This is a genomic window from Herminiimonas aquatilis (assembly GCF_042665175.1).
Lineage (GTDB): Bacteria > Pseudomonadota > Gammaproteobacteria > Burkholderiales > Burkholderiaceae_D > Oxalicibacterium > Oxalicibacterium aquatilis.
This window is the reverse complement of record NZ_JBHTCC010000005.1, coordinates 12,760-28,798: the sequence shown is the minus strand read 5'-3', so window position 1 is coordinate 28,798 and position 16,039 is coordinate 12,760. Positions and strand designations below refer to the sequence as shown.

Here is a 16,039-nt window from a genome sequence, read left to right as displayed (position 1 = left end):
GTGGTGGCTCGGGAGTGATAGGAGGGAACGAAACTTCGTTCCTGCTGATACTCGCCGAGCCTAAGAGAGGCAGGCGAGGTCTCTTGTGAAAGACGATGGCGTGTAAATTTCGGCCACGCCATGTGCAATGGCCGAGACGCTCATCGCATGCAAAAAATGCGCGCGCAAGGATTCCGTGTTCGGCGCAGAACGAATGCGTTTCGACAGGAAAGTTGGCGCGAGGGTCATTACAACAATGTAAGAGATGATAGACGTTAGTGTTTGCGCGCAAAGCATGCGCAGCGAGCACGAGTATAGCCGTTTGCAGATTTACGTCAACCGCAAGGGTGCATGCTGTCGCCGTGACAATGCCGTGCGGCGCTTCTTGCGTTTGAAAATAGTATTAACGCAATGCAGCCCACAGCAGCGACAAGCCGGAAAATAATAGCAAGATATCCAGCAAGTAGCGGTGAGCCTGATCGCTTAATTTCAGTATTGCAATTTTTCCGGCGAAGGTGCCTGCCATCAGCGATGCACCTACCAGCAAACCCTTGATGAAGATATCCGGTGGCATGGCGCCGAGCTCGCCAAAGGTAATGATCTTGCTGACGTACAGAAAGAGCGAGCTGGCCGCTTCGGTTGCGAGGAATGCGCCTTTGATCAACCCGTATGATGTAAACGCGGGTACGCTGAGTGGCCCTGTCGACAATACTACGCCGGTCAGGAAGCCGATGAGGGCGCCTGCTATCGAGAGCTGCCATAGTTGCAGGCGAAAGTTGCGCAGTATCAGCCAGTGGCGCACCGGAATCATCGCAATAAAAAAGATGCCCAGAAAAATATTGATCAGAGTGGACGGCAGCGCGAGCAGGGTGCGCGCGCCGACTGCGGCTGCCGGAATACCTGTGATCGAATATGCAGCGAATGCGCGCCAGTCGATCAATTTCCACCATGCCAATACACGCGCCAGATTCGCCATGACCGCTGCGACCGCCATGATGGGTACGGCCTGTTTGGGACCAAAGGTGAAAACCAGTATCGGCAACAGAATGATGGATGAGCCTGTACCGATGATGCCGCTGATACCGCCGGCAAACAAGCCTGCAACCAGGACAAAGAGGTAGGAAATCATGTACGCAAACGACGCGCGCGATGGCCGCCAGTGCAGATTGTGCTGCAGACCGTTACACTGCCGGTATTAATAGAGAGTGCCATGACGATAGTAGATAACAGAAAAGCGTTTCACGATTACTTCATTGAAGACCGCTACGAAGCAGGAATTGTATTGCAAGGATGGGAAGTCAAGGCGATCCGTGCCGGCCGAGTGCAGCTGAAAGAAGCCTACGTGATTGCGCGCGATAACGAGATTTACCTGTTCGGTGCGCATGTCAGCGCCTTGAACAGCACATCGTCGTTCGATCACCCGGAAGCGATACGTACGCGCAAGCTCTTGTTGCATGCAGCAGAAATCAAGCGACTGGTCAGCAAGGTCGATCAATCCGGATTTACGATGGTGCCTGTCAATCTGCATTGGGTACAAGGGCGGGTGAAGTGCGAGATTGCGCTGGCCAAGGGCAAGAAGGAATACGACAAGCGCAATACCGAGAAAGAACGCGACTGGCAGCGCGAGCATCAAAAAATCATGAAGATACATCGCCGCTAATCTCACTGTTCAAAACGCAATAATTCCCGATGCAAAATTCAGATAAAAAACTAGATGTGCAAGCGTTGGGGCAGATCACCGCAGTCACGCTGGATCATTACAATCAGCGCGCCACCGCATTCTGGGAGGGCACGCGTTCGCACGATGTCAGCCAGAATATCCAGTCGCTATTGAAATATATCGAGGCCGCAGCACCTTTCAGTATTATGGATCTGGGTTGCGGGCCTGGCCGCGATCTGAAAACGTTGATCGAATTGGGTCATCAGCCGGTAGGTCTGGATGGCTCCGCTGAATTTGCGCAGATGGCGCGCGATTATGCACAGTGCGAAGTGTGGCAGCAGGATTTTCTGAAGCTGGATATACCGGCACAACGCTTTGATGGCGTGTTCGCCAATGCCTCCCTGTTCCATGTGCCTAGTCAGGAATTGCCCAGAGTGCTGAAGGAATTGCACGCGACCTTGAAACCGGGCGGCGTCTTGTTTACATCCAATCCGCGCGGCGAGAATCAGGAAGGGTGGCATGGCGATCGTTATGGCACTTATCACGAGTTGCCCGCCTGGCGACAATTCATGACGGATGCGGGTTTCATTGAACTTGAACATTACTATCGACCGCCGGGATTGCCGCGTGAACAGCAGCCTTGGCTAGCGTCGGTGTGGCGCAAATCCTGATTTCACCTGCCTTGTTTTCTGATTGCTCAAAGGAGTCATATGTCTGCCGATCTGCCGAAGCCCATCGCCGATTATTTTGCCGCCGCGAATGCATGTGATACGCGTAATCTGCATGATTATTTTGCCGAAGATGCAGTCGTGCAGGATGAAAGAGAGGAGCGGCGCGGGGTGGCTGCAATTCGAAATTGGATGAAAGACACGGGAGAAAAATACGCTGCGGTTGCAGAGGTAACGACCGTAGTGTTGCAAGCTGACGATATCGTCGTAGCAGCCAAAGTCACGGGGAATTTTCCAGGTAGCCCGGCCACTCTGCACTATACATTCAGGCTGCGCGATGATCGTATCGTGCATCTGGAAATTCAATAAATACAGCCGGTATCGTTCGCAGCTATCCGGGCACCGGCTGTATTTTCTGTACTACGCAACTTTTACAGGTTTTTGAATCATGAAAATAATCACCGCTGCAAACAGGCACGCCGCGCCGGCCGTGTACAAGGCGGGTGTATAAGTCAGCAGCATCGTGCGTGACAAGCCTGCTCCGTAAGCGGCAATCGCACTGCCGATCTGATGCGCGGCAAAGATCCAGCCGAACACCATGCCTGCACGCTCCTTGCCGAATGCCGCACCGGCCAGTTTGACAGTCGGTGGCACGGTTGCAATCCAGTCCAGACCATAGAACATCGCGAAGATGGATAAACCGTACAACGTGAAGTCGGAATGCGGCAACCACAGCAGCGACAAGCCGCGCAAACCGTAATACCAGAACAGCAATTTGCGATTGTCGTAGCGATCAGATAGCCACCCCGACAGGATGGTGCCGACAAAATCGAAGGCACCCATCAGCGCTAACATGCTTGCCGCAGGAATTGCAGCCATGCCGTAATCGCCGCACAGCGAAATGAAGTGGGTCTGGATCAAGCCGCTGGTACTCAAGCCGCAGATAAAGAAGGTGCCGGCAAGAACCAGAAATGTACGATTACGCGACACACTGGCGAGTACTTTCAATGGCTCCAGCAAAGTCATTTTGGCTGCCAACGCCGGTATAACCGGTACGACGCTCGGGTCAGCACCATAAGCAGCGATACCCATATCGTGAGGGCGGTTGCGGATCAAGACAAAGGCCAGCACGGCGACCAAGGCACAACAACAAAATACCGGCAGTACTGCCATGCGCCAGCCGTGATGTTCGATCAGCCATGCGGCGACCGGCAAGAAAATCAATTGTCCCGTAGCTGAGCTTGCTGTCAGCAGACCGATCACCAGTCCTCTGCGCTTTTCAAACCAGCGGTTGGCCACTACCGCACCGAGTACCAGAGCCGTCATGCCGGTCGCAATCCCGAGGATCAATCCCCATAGCAAAAACATGTGCCACAGTTGCGTCATTTGCGTCGACAAGGCGAGACACAGGGCGACCAGCGTCAGTGCGGTAGAGATCACGTTACGCAAGCCGAAGCGTTCCATGAAGATCGCTGCGAAGGGGCCGATCAGTCCGAACAATATGAAGCGCAGCGCGATCGCCGAAGAAATTTCGTCAGTGGTCCAGCCGAATTCCCTGCTGAGCGGTTGCAGAAGTACGCCTGGCAATCCGAGTGCAGCGGCAGACGTCAGCATCGTCAGGAAGGTGATGGCGACGATCACCCAGGAAAAATGGATGCCTTTGCGATCCAGCCATCTAGACAAGGAGTGAGCGAACATGAGTTTCCTTTCGGTAGTCTGGCAAGCAGCGGTGAGTGTGTAAGTCGGTCAGTAAGTGGGGCGGCGAATGAGTGCGCGGTGAGGCATCAGGCATCTGCAGCGGCGAGCAATTGTGCGCGTGCGGCCGATAGGATTTCTTCCGCAATCGCATCATCATGGGTGGCGCGCGCCAGCATCATGGCACCGACCATCGTGCTCCATTGTGCGAGCGCGACTTTCCTGCGGACGACGGGATCGTCGGATGCGACCAGCGATGCCAGCACTTCAAGCAGTTCCGATGTGCCAGCCAGATAGGCGGCCCGCACCGGTTTGTCATAAGGCTCACGTGCCACATCGACGGCGAGGGCCGGGCCGGGACAGCTATTGCCAATATCGACAACATTTTTCGACGATAAATAATTATCGACGATGGTTTTGAAAGCAGTCTTTTCGTCCTTGGCGCTCTCTACACGCTTTTTCCAGCGCTCGACTGCATGGTCGAACGCATTGGCGCAGGCGACCGCTGCCAACTCATCCTTGGATGAAAAATGGCCGTAGAAGCCGCCGTGCGTCAAGCCGGCCGCAGCCATCAAGTCATTGACGCTGACGCCGTTGAGGCCTCTTTCACGAAACAGTTTTGCAGAAACGCTTTCGATCGCAGCACGATTCAGATCGGTTTGTTCTTTGGATACGCGTGGCATGGCAGTCTCTGGAATGTAGGTGGCAAGCACCGATAATGGCGATTATAGATGTTGATCATCATAAATGCAATAGATGTTGATTGTCATCTATATTGCCGCATTGAGATTCGGCTGGCGTTCTGGGTTTATTGAAGTTTGAAACAGGGGGAGGGAGCCCTGTGCTGCCGGACACAATAGAGCAGCCAGCAGCTTACCGTCGTATGCTCTCGCTGCCCATTGCGCCGCATGCTCCGGGTACTGCGATTAGCGGGCAATACCTGGGCACGACAAGGCAGCCCGCTTGTATCGATGCCGCGGGAGCGCCACCACGGCAAATATTGAATGGGAGCCTGCTGACGGAATTACACCATTCTGCTGCGGATTAATAGTCTCCCGACAAGAGGGCGCCTGCCTGCGGGGCGATAGTTTTCAAGCCCAGTTTTTCCAGCATTTGATAGGTGGTACAGGCTGCCGCCGACAGTACTGGCAAGCCGATGCGGTCCTGCACCGGTTGTATCGAGGCGAGCGAAGGCATTTGCACGCAGGCAGAAAGAACGACTGCATCGCAGTTGGCAAGATGCAGACGTCGAGAAATCTCGATCAGCGCATTTGGATCGCGCGCGCCAACTTGCAGGTTGTCGGCGATTTCCAGCGAAATGCTGTCCAGTACTTCAAATCCTTCATGTTCAATATAGTCAATCACCAGTTCGGTAAGTGGCTTCATGTAGGGCGTGATGATGGCAATTTTTTTGGCACCGATTTTTCCGAGTCCGTGCACCAACGCGCCTGCGCTGGTGACAACCGGCGCCGCTGCATTGTTTTCCACCGTGCGCCCGTGCAGGCGTTCTTCCGATACGCGATGATAGCCACGCCCCATGCTCATGATGGCGACAAGGCAGGCGTATCCCAGCACGTCGACGCGTGCATCCGATAATTCCAGCGCGCAGCGATCAGAGTCGGCATCCATGGCCGCGAGCTCTTCCTTGGTCACGCGCTTCATGCGCATGCGACTGGAATGAAAGGTGAAGCGTTCGGCGGCAATGGCTTCGCGGGCGCGCAATATGGCGGGGATTTCCGTCTCCATCGTGGTGTTGCTGCTGGGGACGATTTGTCCGATGCGGTAATTCTTCATGGCGTACACCTTTCACACATGCATGTAATGAGGAATGCGCAGCTCAATGCGCAGTCGTGGCAAATTATTTCCTGCCTGCTTGCACTCTAGCGCCGGCGATCCCGCAAGTCATTTCGTCATGCGTGAGGAGGAGTCTTCGCAAACCACGAAGGCTGCGCTAGTATGCAAACACAGCGGCATGTCGCTTGCCACCCAGTGAAGGGGAATGCCTTGAATGTTGCGCGTTTTGATTTGGTCACACTTAATCTCTTTGTTGCGATTGCCCGTACCGGCAGCATCACGCGCGGGGCGCATCAAGCCAATCTGGCACTCGCTGCGGCCAGCAAACGCATATCGGATCTCGAGGCGCATTTCGGTACGCCCTTGTTTTTTCGACACGCAAGCGGCGTTACCCTGACCGACGCCGGCAATGCGTGTTTTCAGCACGTACAGGGTATTCTGCAAGATCTGGAGCGCATGTCCGGCGTCATGTCGGATTACGCTTCCGGTGTGCGGGGACAGGTTCGCATCTGGGCCAATACATCGGCAATCACACAATTTTTGCCGCTGGATTTGCATGAGTTTTTGCGCACTCATACCGGCATACGCATCGATCTGGAAGAGCGCAATAGCGGCGATACGGTTGCCGGCGTGCGCGAAAATCGTACCGATATTGGGATATTTGCCGCGCCGACACCCATGGAGGGCGTGGCCGCATTCAGCTACCGCAAGCAGAAACTGGGATTGATTGTGCCGCTGGATCATCAGCTGGTGGCCCGCAAGACGGTGACGCTGGCGGATGTACTTGATTACGACTTTGTCAGTCTCGCCGAAGCGACCTCATTGACAGAAAGATTGCACGCAGAATGCAGTCGCCTGCAGAAAACCTTGAAGCTGCGTACTCAAGTGCGCAGCTTTGATGCCGTATCCAGGATGGTGCATGCCGGGATGGGTATCGGCGTGGTGCCGGCTTTGACGGCAGCGCAGGCGTGTACGCTGGGCGTACATTTTTTACAGGTAGAAGACGCCTGGGCAGAACGGTCCTTATTGCTGGCCGTCCGCGATGTACGCGCACTGGCGCAACCGGTGCGTCTGCTGGCGTCCAGCCTCAGCAGCGATGCTGCACTTGCTTTGATTGCATGATGTGATCAGGCAGCGAGGTTGGCGAGGTTGGACATCGACGTAATCAGGTCGGTAAAGCGCTGTCCCTGAATCATGATGTGATCGCGCAATAACGCGCTGGCTTTGTCGCCATTGCCTTCAATGATGGCATTGACCACTGCATCATGTTCGGAGAACGACGTATTGATGCGACCGCGCACGCGCAACTGCAGGCGGCGGTATGGGCGCAAGCGGCGATGCAGGGTGCGCGCCTGTTCAATCAGGAAGGCATTGTGAGTGCCGACATAAATCCAGTCGTGAAATTCTTCGCCACGATAAAAATATTCATCAGGATCGGGAGCATTCCGTGCCTCTTCGCAAGCATGATGGCGCGCCAGCAATTCAGCGTGATCGGCGGGTGACATTCTGCGCGCGGAGAGGCGGGCGCACATGGCCTCGATCTCGGACATCACTTCAAACATTTCCACCAGCTTTTGCGGGCTGATCTCGGCCACGATGGCGCCACGCCTTGGGCGCATCACGATAATCCCCATCGAAGCCAGTTGTATCAAGGCTTCGCGTATCGGTGTGCGTGACACACCAAATTCTGCGGCGAGTTCGGTTTCATCCAGATGATGTCCAGGGGCGAGCTTGCCGACCGCAATCATTTCTTCGATGGCTTCGCGCAGGACTTCCGAGCGTTTTTTCATGGGCAGGCGGTTTTATAAAGGATGGGAAAAAGAATAATAAATATACAAAAGTCATTATAAAAGGGATTTAATTCTTGACTGTGTATTCTTTAAATGTATTCTTGTATACATAAAAAGAAAAGCCATCGCTGAGCTTTGTTTGCCAATCGCACAACGATTGCACATGCAAATTTCAACGTGGTAGGTGGTTGATTGCCAGTTTTCCAGCGTGGACAGATAGGGATGCACGACTTGTAAAGCGCTTGTTGCCGGCAGTCTGGAGCAGTTGAATTTTAAAAAAGAAGTTCATACAGGAGACAAAAATGATCAGTAACAAGTTTCTGAAGTCCACGCTATCGTCTGTCCTGATAGGTGCGTTTGCACTGGGATTTGCGGCACCCGCCCTGGCGGCGACCAAGGTTATCAAGATTTCCCATCAATTCCCTGGTGGTGACGGAGCTGATGTCGATTTCCGCCATCGTCTGGCAGTCAAGTTTGCACAGGACGTGGAAAAGCGTACCAACGGCGAATTGAAATTCGAAATTTATCCATCAGCTTCACTCGTCAAACCGACCAGCCAGTTTTCTGCAATGCAGACCGGTGCGCTGGATATGACTGTCCTGCCGTTGGCATATGAAGGCGGCAAGATACCTGAGACCAACCTCGGCTTGATGCCAGCGCTCGTGACCAGTTACGAGCAAGGCTTGCGCTGGAAAACCGCACCCATCGGCAAGGCTTTGAACGATGTCGTCGAAAGCAAGGGCGTCAAGATCATCACCTGGGTGTGGCAAGCAGGCGGTGTGGCGTCCAAGAGCAAATCCATAGTGCAACCTGGCGATACCAAGGACGTGAAAATCCGTGGCGGCAGCAAGGAAATGGACATGATGCTCAAAGGCGCCGGTGGTTCCATCACCAACGTGCCGTCATCGGAAATCTATAACGCGATGCAAACCGGCGTGCTGGATGCTGCAGTGACTTCAAGCACATCGTTGTTAAGTTTCCGTCTGTATGAAGTTGCTAAACACGTGACCACTGCGCGCAAAAATACGTTCTGGTTCATGTTCGAGCCGCTGCTGATGGCGAAAAGTACCTATGACAGCCTGACGCCGGCACAGCAAAAAATCGTGATGGAAGTCGGTACCAGCCTGGAAAAATTCGCGATGGAAGAATCCAAGAAGGATGACGTTCGTCTGGGCGAAGTCTATGCCAAAAATGGCGCAACTGCATCGGATATGGATGATGCCGCGTTTGCCAAATGGCGCGAACTGGCCAAGCAGACCGCATGGAAAAGCTTTGCTGATAATGTGAAGAATGGGCAGCAATTGCTCGACATGGCACAGGCCGTCAAGTAATTATCGTTGAAATAAAAATGCCTGCAATTTCGTTTGCAGGCATTTTTTTCAGGAATCTCTATGACTAATTTTATTCAACAGATGGGTAAGGGGCTGCGAGCGTTTAACCGCTTGATGGCGATCCTTTCGGCCTTGCTGATTGTGACGGCGACATTGGCGCTGGTTTATGAGGTAGTGACTCGTTATTACCTGCGTATTGCCAATGACTGGATGATCGAATTTTGTGTTTTTCTGTTGATCGCAGCCACCTTTCTTGCTGCCGCTTATACGCAGGCAGAACGCGGTCATGTAGGTATCGAAGTGCTGGATGAAGTGATGTCGCCGAAATGGAATCGTTACCGGCTTTTACTGGGTGATTTTCTGTCCCTCATCGTGGTGTTTTTTGTCGCTCGCAATGCATGGCATTACGCATGGAATGCCTACCAACAAGGCTGGACCACCAGCTCGACGTGGGCACCTGCCTTATGGATACCGTATTTTTTCATGGCCTTTGGTTTAAGCACCATGGGTCTGCAGATGGTCATGCAGATCATCGAAACGGCGACTAATCGCGACCCGCAGAAAAAACATGAAGAACAAAATTTGATGGGAGCATGACATGGGTACGCTAGAACTTGGTTTGCTTTATCTCGGCGTCACTCTGGTGCTTTTATTTTCCGGTATGCCGATTGCGTTTGCTCTCGGCGCGAGTGCGCTTGGCTTCATGTACTTTTTTATGCCGCCCATGAATTTGGAGTTGTTGGCAGAAACCTTGTACGGTGAACTGGATAATTTCACACTGTTGACGATTCCCTTATTCATCATCATGGGAGCTGCCATCGGCAAGACCAGGGCGGCCGTCGATCTGTATGAATCGGCCTATCGCTGGATGCATAAAATGCCAGGTTCGTTGGGCGTTGCCAATGTGCTGGGTTGTACGATTTTTGCCGCATTGTGCGGATCGAGTCCTGCGACGTGTGCGGCAATTGGCGGCATGGGTATCCCCGAGATGCGCAAGCGCGGTTACTCGGATGCTTTGGCGACTGGCTTAATTGCTGCCGGCGGCACCTTGGGCATTTTGATCCCGCCATCGATCACCTTGATCATCTATGGCCTGATCACAGAGCAGTCTATCGGCAAGCTGTTTTTGGCCGGGATTATTCCTGGTTTGTTGCTGGCATTTTTCTTTGCTGCCTATGTCGTGTATCGCGCATCCAAGGATATTCGCCTGGCAAATGAGGCATTGGCGGCGGGTAATCCGGATGCATACTCCGCACCTGTTGTTGAAACTTACAGCTGGCGCGAGCGGTTTGAAGTGCTGCCGCGCTTGCTACCGTTTGTGATCTTGATTGCGGTCATCATGTACGCAATGTATGGCGGCATTGGTACGCCGTCCGAGATCGCGGGCATCGGCGCGTTTGGCGCGATGTTGCTGGTTGCGCTCGTCTACAAATGCTATCGCTGGATGGACGTACGCGCGATTTTCCTTGGCACGGCGAAAGAGTCTTGCATGATCATGATGATCATTGCAATGGCCTTTTTGTTCACCTATGTGATGAGTTATCTGCGCATCACGCAGAGTTCGGCAGAGTGGTTGGCCTCAGTGGAAATGTCCAAATGGGCTTATCTGTTTTGGGTCAACATTTTGTTGTTGGTACTCGGTTGCTTCTTGCCGCCAGTAGCCATCATCTTGATGGTGACGCCGGTTATTTTGCCGGGAATTATCGCCAACGGCTTTGATCCAATCTGGTTCGGCATTGTGCTCACGGTCAATATGGAACTCGGATTGATTACACCGCCAGTCGGACTGAATCTATTCGTCATCAAGGGTATTTCACCAGACATCAAGAATCGCGAGATTCTCAGAGGTGTTGTGCCTTTCATTTTCATCATGATGGCGTTCATAGCCTTGCTGGCCGTGTTCCCCGAAATCGTCACCTATTTGCCTAACAAAGTAGGATCGTAATGAAACAATGGAATCTGCTGTCCGAGAATCGGCGCAAGCGAATTGAAAGGGGACTGGCGATTACCGGCCGTATCGCCGACCCCGACAAAATCGTTGCGCTGCTTGAAGCGCTGATAGAGCCAGGTGATCGTGTTTGCCTCGAAGGTAATAACCAGAAGCAGGCCGATTTTCTGGCGGGCGCTTTGTGTTCGCTTGATCCGGCGCATGTGCATGATTTGCACATGTTGCTCTCCGTACTGGCCTTGCCTGAGCATCTGGATATCTTCGACAAAGGCATCGCTTCCAAACTGGATTTTTCTTTCTCCGGACCGCAGGCGGTGCGTCTTGCGCGTCTGGTGGCAGACGGCAAGCTCAATATCGGGGCGATTCATACCTATCTGGAATTGTTTGGTCGTTACTTCATCGACCTGACCCCGCGCGTGGCACTGATCGCGGCGCAGGCGGCCGACCGGCACGGCAATCTGTACACCGGGCCCAACACGGAAGACACACCGGCCATCGTCGAGGCGACTGCTTTCAAAAGCGGCATCGTCATCGCGCAGGTGAATGAAATCGTCGATGTGTTGCCACGCGTCGATATACCGGCTGACTGGGTGGATTTTGTGGTGCAGGCACCGACGCCACATTACATCGAACCTTTGTTCACGCGCGATCCTGCCTTGATTTCTGAAGTGCAGGTATTGATGGCGATGATGGCGATCAAGGGTATCTATGCCGAATATGGGGTAGAGCGTATTAATCACGGCATCGGATTCGATACTGCGGCAATTGAATTGATCCTGCCGACGTATGCAGAGTCGCTGGGACTGAAGGGGAAAATCGGACGGCACTGGGCATTGAATCCGCATCCGGCGCTGATCCCGGCCATCGAAGCAGGCTTTGTCGAGTCGGTGCATTCCTTCGGCTCCGAGCTGGGGATGGAGCGCTATATCGAAGCGCGTCCGGATATCTTCTTTGTCGGGCGTGACGGCTCGATGCGCAGCAACCGTGCGATGTCGCAAACCGCCGGGCTGTATGCTTGCGACATGTTCATAGGATCAACGCTGCAAATCGATTTGCAGGGTAACTCTTCGACCGCCACGCTGGGCCGCATCTCGGGTTTTGGCGGCGCACCGAATATGGGTTCGGATGCGCGGGGCAGAAGACATGCCAGTCCTGCGTGGTTGAAAGCAGGCGAGCAGGCACGTCAGGGCAGGGATGTGATGCCGCGTGGTCAAAAACTGGTAGTGCAAATCGTGGAAACCTTCCGCGAACACATGCAGCCGGCGTTTGTGGAAAAACTGGATGCATGGCAACTCGCCGAGCAGGCCAAGCTCGCGATTCCGCCGGTGATGATTTATGGCGACGACGTCACGCATATCCTGACCGAAGAAGGGATAGCCAATCTGCTCTTGTGCCGTACACCGGAAGAGCGCGAGCAGGCGATACGCGGCGTTGCCGGTTACACGCCGGTCGGCATGGCGCGTGATAAAAAAATGGTGGAGAACCTGCGCGACCGCGGCATCATCTTGCGCGCGGAAGATTTGGGTATAGACAAGCGTATGGCAACCAGGGATTTGCTGGCCGCCAAAAACATGAAAGATCTGGTGCGTGCATCGGGCGGTTTGTATGCGCCACCAAAACGTTTCAGAAACTGGTAAAGCGAATATGGAAACCTTGAATTTTCGTTTTGAACATGGACAAAGACATGTTGCTCCGCAGGCCAATATGGTCGGGGTGGTCAGTTCCGGCAATCTGGAAGTATTAATTGAAACGGCTGCATTGAACGGTGCCTGCGAAGTGGAAATAAAAACGGCGGCAGTGGGATTCGCGACGATATGGCAGGCCGTGATTACCGATTTTCACGCGCGCTGGTCGCTGGCCGATGTACGCATTTCAATCAACGATGTGGGTGCCACGCCGGCCGTCGTCAGCCTGCGTCTGGATCAGGCAGTGGAATCGATCATCGGAGAAACCGCATGAGCAGCTATCTGGAAGCCAATGCGCGACAACGCATACATCAATTGCTGGATGCCGGCTCGTTCGAGGAATTCCTGCCACCATCGGCACGCATCGTCAGTCCGCATCTGGCGCAACTGGATACGCCCGCATCGTTCGATGACGGGGTCGTGATCGGTAGCGGCAGATTTATCGGCAAGTCGGTGCTGGCCGCGTCGCAAGAGGGCGGTTTCATGGGCGGCGCGGTCGGTGAAGTCCACGGTGCCAAACTGGTGGGGCTGCTCAAGCGCGCCGTCATCGATCAGGTTGACGCTGTGATCCTGCTGCTGGAAACCGGCGGCGTGCGCTTGCATGAAGCCAACGCAGGTTTGATTGCGGTATCCGAAGTGATGCGCGCGGTCCTCGATACACGAGCGGCTAATATTCCCGTGATTGTTTTAGTCGGTGGTGCCAACGGCTGCTTTGGCGGCATGGGGATTGTGGCTTGCTGTGCCAATGCCATTCTGATGTCGGAAGAAGCGCGTCTGGCCATGTCAGGGCCGGAAGTCATAGAGACCACGCACGGTGTCGAGGAATTCGATTCGCGCGACCGCGCGCTGGTATGGCGCACCACTGGCGGCAAGCATCGTTACCTGCTAGGCGATTGCGATGCGGTGCTGCCGGACGACATCAATGCTTTTCGCAAGGCCGCCGCCGAGACTCTGGCGTGCTATCAACAGAATTCTGCGGTACTTACACTGGATGAACTGGAAGCCGAACACGCGATGCTGAGCAAGCGCCTGAATGATTTCGGCAAACTCTCTGAGCCTATGGATATTTGGACGCGTCTCGGGATTGCCGAACCCGCATCGCTACCGATGCTGGAAGCCGATGCCTTCATGCAGCAGGCCGCAGGTTTTCGCGCTGGAGAACGATGATGAAATGGCAGACACTCGCAAGCACCTTGTTTCCAGAAGGTCATGACATAGTCGAGAAAGATAATTTCCTGCGTGGTACGGCGCAGGTTGGCGAACAGAGAATAGCGATCATCGGTACCACCGGACACACCTCCATCGGTGTAGAAATCGCACTGGCACAGGCCGAGGCGATACTGGCCACGATGCGCGATTTTCCTGGTCGCTCGCTGGTCATCCTGGTCGACACACAAGGGCAGCGCCTGCGTCATCGCGATGAAATGCTGGGCATCAATCGCTATATGGCGCATCTGGGCAAGTGCATAGACCTCGCGCGTCGCCATGGTCACCGCGTCATCGGCCTGGTCTACGATCAGGCCTTGTCCGGTGGTTTCATTACCAGCGGCTTGATGGCGGATGCGTGCTATGCGTTGCCAGATGCGGAAATCCGTGTCATGGGATTGCCTGCGATGGCACGCATCACCAAGGTCCCTGAAGAGAGATTGATCGAGCTTGCCAAGTCGAATCCGGTCTTTGCACCGGGCGCCGAAAATTATCTGAATATGGGCGGGCTGGAAGCGATCTGGCATGAGAACTTGGCGACATGTCTGGCGTTTGCCTTGCAAACCTCGGTATCAGTGGATATTCGCAGTCAGCGAGGAATGGAAAGAGGTGGTCGCAAGATGGCCTATCCCGTTGCGCAAGCGGTACTGGGAGTCAACCATGTTTCAAAGACATAACAGAGTATGGCTGACCACGGCAGGATGGAAATTGGCATGCGCAACCGCGCTGGCCGCACATGTAAAGGAATTGACGCGCTGGGCTGAAAACGACTGGCCGGCGATCGTACGCAGAAGCGAATCGGCGCTTGCGCCCGATATTCTGTGTCTGGGGCTGGCTGCGCCGCCAGATCCGCACACTGGTATGAAGACGCGTATTCCGTTCCTGGTGGCGACCGAGAATATCGTGCGGCATGACGTCCCGCTGGCGATCATCAGTGCAGAAAAAGCCTTGCCTGCCGCATGGCAAAACGATTTTGCCGAGCTGGCGGAGAAGGTCACGGATAGCGGCCTTGAGTTTCGCGTGTACGGTTCTGCCGCGATGCAGGCCATTACCGGGCTGTCGTATCTGACTCCTGCTTCCGATATTGATTTGCTGTTCTATCCGCAGACGCAAGACCAGCTTGTGGCTGGCATCGCGCTCCTGACAAGCTACGCGGCAAAACTCCCGCTGGACGGTGAAATCGTTTTTCCATCCGGGCGCGCGGTGGCATGGAAGGAATGGGTGCTGGCAGAGAATAATCCCGCCCAACCCCGCGTGCTGGCAAAAGGCATGTTCACTTTAGCGTTAGTATCTGTCGCAGATTTGTACGCGGAACTGGAAAGTCCATCGTGAAGCAACTGCTACCCGTTTCAACCGTCGTTGCTGCGCACGCTGCGGCCCCCGCACATGCACATGGCAGAACATCGGAGCACACATTGCGCGCTGCATGTCTGCACACCGCTATCGTTGCCATCAGAAGTCTGCATGCCGAGATTATGCTGTTTCCCAAGCCTGGCCTGGTGTCGCCTGTCGATAACGGCAGTCATGCAGATATGGACGTGGCGCTATTCATGCGCAGCCTGTTTTCGTTGCGCCACTATTTTGTACGCATGGCGCAGGCCGGTGCCCGCGATACGGCATTCGCTCAACTGAAAGTACTCGGCATGCAAGCGGAACAGCGGATGCTGGTGGCGACGCAGGGTGTCAATACGCATCGCGGCGCGATCTTTGCATTGGGCATGTTGTGTGCTGCCGTCGGCTACTGTCATGCGCATGCAAGGCCCTTGTCTGCCGACAGCATACGCCGGACATTGATGGAGCAATGGGGCGATGCGCTGATCATGCATTCCATGCCGTCTGCAATGTCACTACCATCGAATGGCACACGCGTGGCTCGCCTGTACGCAGTGGGCGGCGCACGCGAAGAAGGAGCCAAAGGGTTCCCTGCGGTATTCGAGATTGGCTTGCCGCAGATACTGAAATCCCTGCGGCGCGATGCCACGCCCGCGATGGCTCAGATCGATGCGCTATTCGTGTTGATGGCGTATATGACAGACACGAATACCTATCACCGTGCTGGCGCAGACGGCGCACAGCTGGTCAAACTTTCTGCGCAGGCATTCATCGCACAAGGCGGTACTGCTGCGCCGGCATGGCAGGCAACGGCAGGCGCTTGCCATCGATTATTCGTCAGCAAACATCTATCACCAGGTGGCGCGGCTGATATGCTGGCTGCGAGCTGGTTTGTGTTTCAGATCAGCGCATCCGGCGCAAGAGTAACGGAACAAGATTGAATGAGTAAAT

At 54.5% G+C, this 16,039-nt stretch carries 18 protein-coding genes; 13 read left to right on the top strand and 5 right to left on the bottom strand.

The window, feature by feature from the left end; translation table 11 throughout:
• Positions 1–382 precede the first annotated feature (382 nt).
• A complete protein-coding gene (locus tag ACFQO0_RS15985) occupies positions 383–1,108 on the bottom strand; it encodes a TSUP family transporter (RefSeq protein ID WP_382236603.1) in 726 nt (241 codons plus the stop codon).
• A gap of 81 nt (positions 1,109–1,189) precedes the next feature.
• On the opposite strand from ACFQO0_RS15985, the gene smpB reads away from it, so the two are divergent.
• Genes smpB through ACFQO0_RS15970 form a run of 3 tightly spaced genes read left to right on the top strand, consistent with a single transcriptional unit; the run spans position 1,190 to position 2,676 of the window.
• On the top strand, positions 1,190–1,639 hold the full coding sequence (gene smpB, locus ACFQO0_RS15980; protein ID WP_382236600.1) for an SsrA-binding protein SmpB: 450 nt from the start codon (positions 1,190–1,192) through the stop codon (positions 1,637–1,639).
• A 29-nt stretch (positions 1,640–1,668) separates the two neighbouring features.
• Positions 1,669–2,310, top strand: a complete 642-nt coding sequence (locus ACFQO0_RS15975) for a class I SAM-dependent methyltransferase (protein WP_382236597.1) — start codon at positions 1,669–1,671, stop codon at positions 2,308–2,310.
• 39 nt (positions 2,311–2,349) lie between these two features.
• Entirely contained in the window at positions 2,350–2,676 is a 327-nt protein-coding gene (locus ACFQO0_RS15970) for a nuclear transport factor 2 family protein (RefSeq protein ID WP_382236594.1), read from the top strand.
• Between the two features lie 51 nt (positions 2,677–2,727).
• Here the strand turns inward: ACFQO0_RS15970 and ACFQO0_RS15965 are convergent, their stop codons facing one another.
• The 3 genes from ACFQO0_RS15965 to ACFQO0_RS15955 all read right to left on the bottom strand — a co-directional run bounded on the left by ACFQO0_RS15965 (position 2,728) and on the right by ACFQO0_RS15955 (position 5,796).
• A complete protein-coding gene (locus tag ACFQO0_RS15965) occupies positions 2,728–4,005 on the bottom strand; it encodes an MFS transporter (RefSeq protein WP_382236591.1) in 1,278 nt (425 codons plus the stop codon).
• 86 nt (positions 4,006–4,091) lie between these two features.
• Positions 4,092–4,685, bottom strand: coding sequence for a TetR/AcrR family transcriptional regulator (locus ACFQO0_RS15960; protein ID WP_382236588.1), 594 nt, complete (start codon positions 4,683–4,685; stop codon positions 4,092–4,094).
• Between the two features lie 361 nt (positions 4,686–5,046).
• Positions 5,047–5,796 (bottom strand): maleate cis-trans isomerase family protein, encoded by a 750-nt coding sequence (locus tag ACFQO0_RS15955; protein ID WP_382236586.1) that lies wholly within the window; start codon positions 5,794–5,796, stop codon positions 5,047–5,049.
• Between the two features lie 210 nt (positions 5,797–6,006).
• On the opposite strand from ACFQO0_RS15955, the gene ACFQO0_RS15950 reads away from it, so the two are divergent.
• The gene (locus tag ACFQO0_RS15950; protein WP_382236921.1) at positions 6,007–6,918 is read left to right on the top strand and encodes a LysR family transcriptional regulator; all 912 of its coding nucleotides are present in this window, start codon (positions 6,007–6,009) and stop codon (positions 6,916–6,918) included.
• Positions 6,919–6,923: 5 nt separating this feature from the next.
• Here ACFQO0_RS15950 and ACFQO0_RS15945 read toward each other — a convergent pair whose 3' ends face one another.
• Positions 6,924–7,586 carry a GntR family transcriptional regulator gene (locus ACFQO0_RS15945; protein ID WP_382236584.1) on the bottom strand — a complete coding sequence of 221 codons (663 nt, stop codon included), beginning with the start codon at positions 7,584–7,586 and terminating at the stop codon, positions 6,924–6,926.
• Positions 7,587–7,888: 302 nt separating this feature from the next.
• Between ACFQO0_RS15945 and dctP the strand changes: the two genes are divergently transcribed.
• Genes dctP through mdcB form a run of 9 tightly spaced genes read left to right on the top strand, consistent with a single transcriptional unit; the run spans position 7,889 to position 16,029 of the window.
• Entirely contained in the window at positions 7,889–8,917 is a 1,029-nt protein-coding gene (dctP, locus tag ACFQO0_RS15940) for a TRAP transporter substrate-binding protein DctP (protein ID WP_382236581.1), read from the top strand.
• Positions 8,918–8,977: 60 nt separating this feature from the next.
• A complete protein-coding gene (locus tag ACFQO0_RS15935; protein WP_382236578.1) occupies positions 8,978–9,514 on the top strand; it encodes a TRAP transporter small permease in 537 nt (178 codons plus the stop codon).
• Between the two features lies 1 nt (position 9,515).
• Positions 9,516–10,862, top strand: a complete 1,347-nt coding sequence (locus tag ACFQO0_RS15930; RefSeq protein WP_382236575.1) for a TRAP transporter large permease — start codon at positions 9,516–9,518, stop codon at positions 10,860–10,862.
• A complete protein-coding gene (mdcA, locus tag ACFQO0_RS15925) occupies positions 10,862–12,502 on the top strand; it encodes a malonate decarboxylase subunit alpha (protein ID WP_382236572.1) in 1,641 nt (546 codons plus the stop codon). The genes ACFQO0_RS15930 and mdcA overlap by 1 nt, the downstream gene beginning before the upstream one ends.
• A gap of 7 nt (positions 12,503–12,509) precedes the next feature.
• A complete protein-coding gene (gene mdcC / locus ACFQO0_RS15920) occupies positions 12,510–12,824 on the top strand; it encodes a malonate decarboxylase acyl carrier protein (protein ID WP_382236918.1) in 315 nt (104 codons plus the stop codon).
• Entirely contained in the window at positions 12,821–13,717 is an 897-nt protein-coding gene (locus ACFQO0_RS15915) for a biotin-independent malonate decarboxylase subunit beta (protein ID WP_382236569.1), read from the top strand. The genes mdcC and ACFQO0_RS15915 overlap by 4 nt, the downstream gene beginning before the upstream one ends.
• The gene (locus tag ACFQO0_RS15910; protein WP_382236916.1) at positions 13,717–14,433 is read left to right on the top strand and encodes a biotin-independent malonate decarboxylase subunit gamma; all 717 of its coding nucleotides are present in this window, start codon (positions 13,717–13,719) and stop codon (positions 14,431–14,433) included. Before ACFQO0_RS15915 ends, ACFQO0_RS15910 begins: the two co-directional genes overlap by 1 nt.
• Positions 14,417–15,088: a malonate decarboxylase holo-[acyl-carrier-protein] synthase gene (mdcG, locus tag ACFQO0_RS15905; protein ID WP_382236566.1), complete on the top strand. Its 672-nt coding sequence runs from the start codon at positions 14,417–14,419 to the stop codon at positions 15,086–15,088. Before ACFQO0_RS15910 ends, mdcG begins: the two co-directional genes overlap by 17 nt.
• The gene (mdcB, locus tag ACFQO0_RS15900; RefSeq protein ID WP_382236563.1) at positions 15,085–16,029 is read left to right on the top strand and encodes a triphosphoribosyl-dephospho-CoA synthase MdcB; all 945 of its coding nucleotides are present in this window, start codon (positions 15,085–15,087) and stop codon (positions 16,027–16,029) included. Before mdcG ends, mdcB begins: the two co-directional genes overlap by 4 nt.
• Positions 16,030–16,039 lie beyond the last annotated feature (10 nt).

Bases quoted from the DNA above. Each gene is read 5' to 3' on its own strand.
- ACFQO0_RS15985 (WP_382236603.1), bottom strand. From the start codon at position 1,108: ATGATTTCCTACCTCTTTGTCCTGGTTGCAGGCTTGTTTGCCGGCGGT.
- smpB (WP_382236600.1), top strand. From the start codon at position 1,190: ATGACGATAGTAGATAACAGAAAAGCGTTTCACGATTACTTCATTGAA.
- ACFQO0_RS15975 (WP_382236597.1), top strand. From the start codon at position 1,669: ATGCAAAATTCAGATAAAAAACTAGATGTGCAAGCGTTGGGGCAGATC.
- ACFQO0_RS15970 (WP_382236594.1), top strand. From the start codon at position 2,350: ATGTCTGCCGATCTGCCGAAGCCCATCGCCGATTATTTTGCCGCCGCG.
- ACFQO0_RS15965 (WP_382236591.1), bottom strand. From the start codon at position 4,005: ATGTTCGCTCACTCCTTGTCTAGATGGCTGGATCGCAAAGGCATCCAT.
- ACFQO0_RS15960 (WP_382236588.1), bottom strand. From the start codon at position 4,685: ATGCCACGCGTATCCAAAGAACAAACCGATCTGAATCGTGCTGCGATC.
- ACFQO0_RS15955 (WP_382236586.1), bottom strand. From the start codon at position 5,796: ATGAAGAATTACCGCATCGGACAAATCGTCCCCAGCAGCAACACCACG.
- ACFQO0_RS15945 (WP_382236584.1), bottom strand. From the start codon at position 7,586: ATGAAAAAACGCTCGGAAGTCCTGCGCGAAGCCATCGAAGAAATGATT.
- dctP (WP_382236581.1), top strand. From the start codon at position 7,889: ATGATCAGTAACAAGTTTCTGAAGTCCACGCTATCGTCTGTCCTGATA.
- ACFQO0_RS15935 (WP_382236578.1), top strand. From the start codon at position 8,978: ATGACTAATTTTATTCAACAGATGGGTAAGGGGCTGCGAGCGTTTAAC.
- ACFQO0_RS15930 (WP_382236575.1), top strand. From the start codon at position 9,516: ATGGGTACGCTAGAACTTGGTTTGCTTTATCTCGGCGTCACTCTGGTG.
- mdcA (WP_382236572.1), top strand. From the start codon at position 10,862: ATGAAACAATGGAATCTGCTGTCCGAGAATCGGCGCAAGCGAATTGAA.
- mdcC (WP_382236918.1), top strand. From the start codon at position 12,510: ATGGAAACCTTGAATTTTCGTTTTGAACATGGACAAAGACATGTTGCT.
- ACFQO0_RS15915 (WP_382236569.1), top strand. From the start codon at position 12,821: ATGAGCAGCTATCTGGAAGCCAATGCGCGACAACGCATACATCAATTG.
- ACFQO0_RS15910 (WP_382236916.1), top strand. From the start codon at position 13,717: ATGAAATGGCAGACACTCGCAAGCACCTTGTTTCCAGAAGGTCATGAC.
- mdcG (WP_382236566.1), top strand. From the start codon at position 14,417: ATGTTTCAAAGACATAACAGAGTATGGCTGACCACGGCAGGATGGAAA.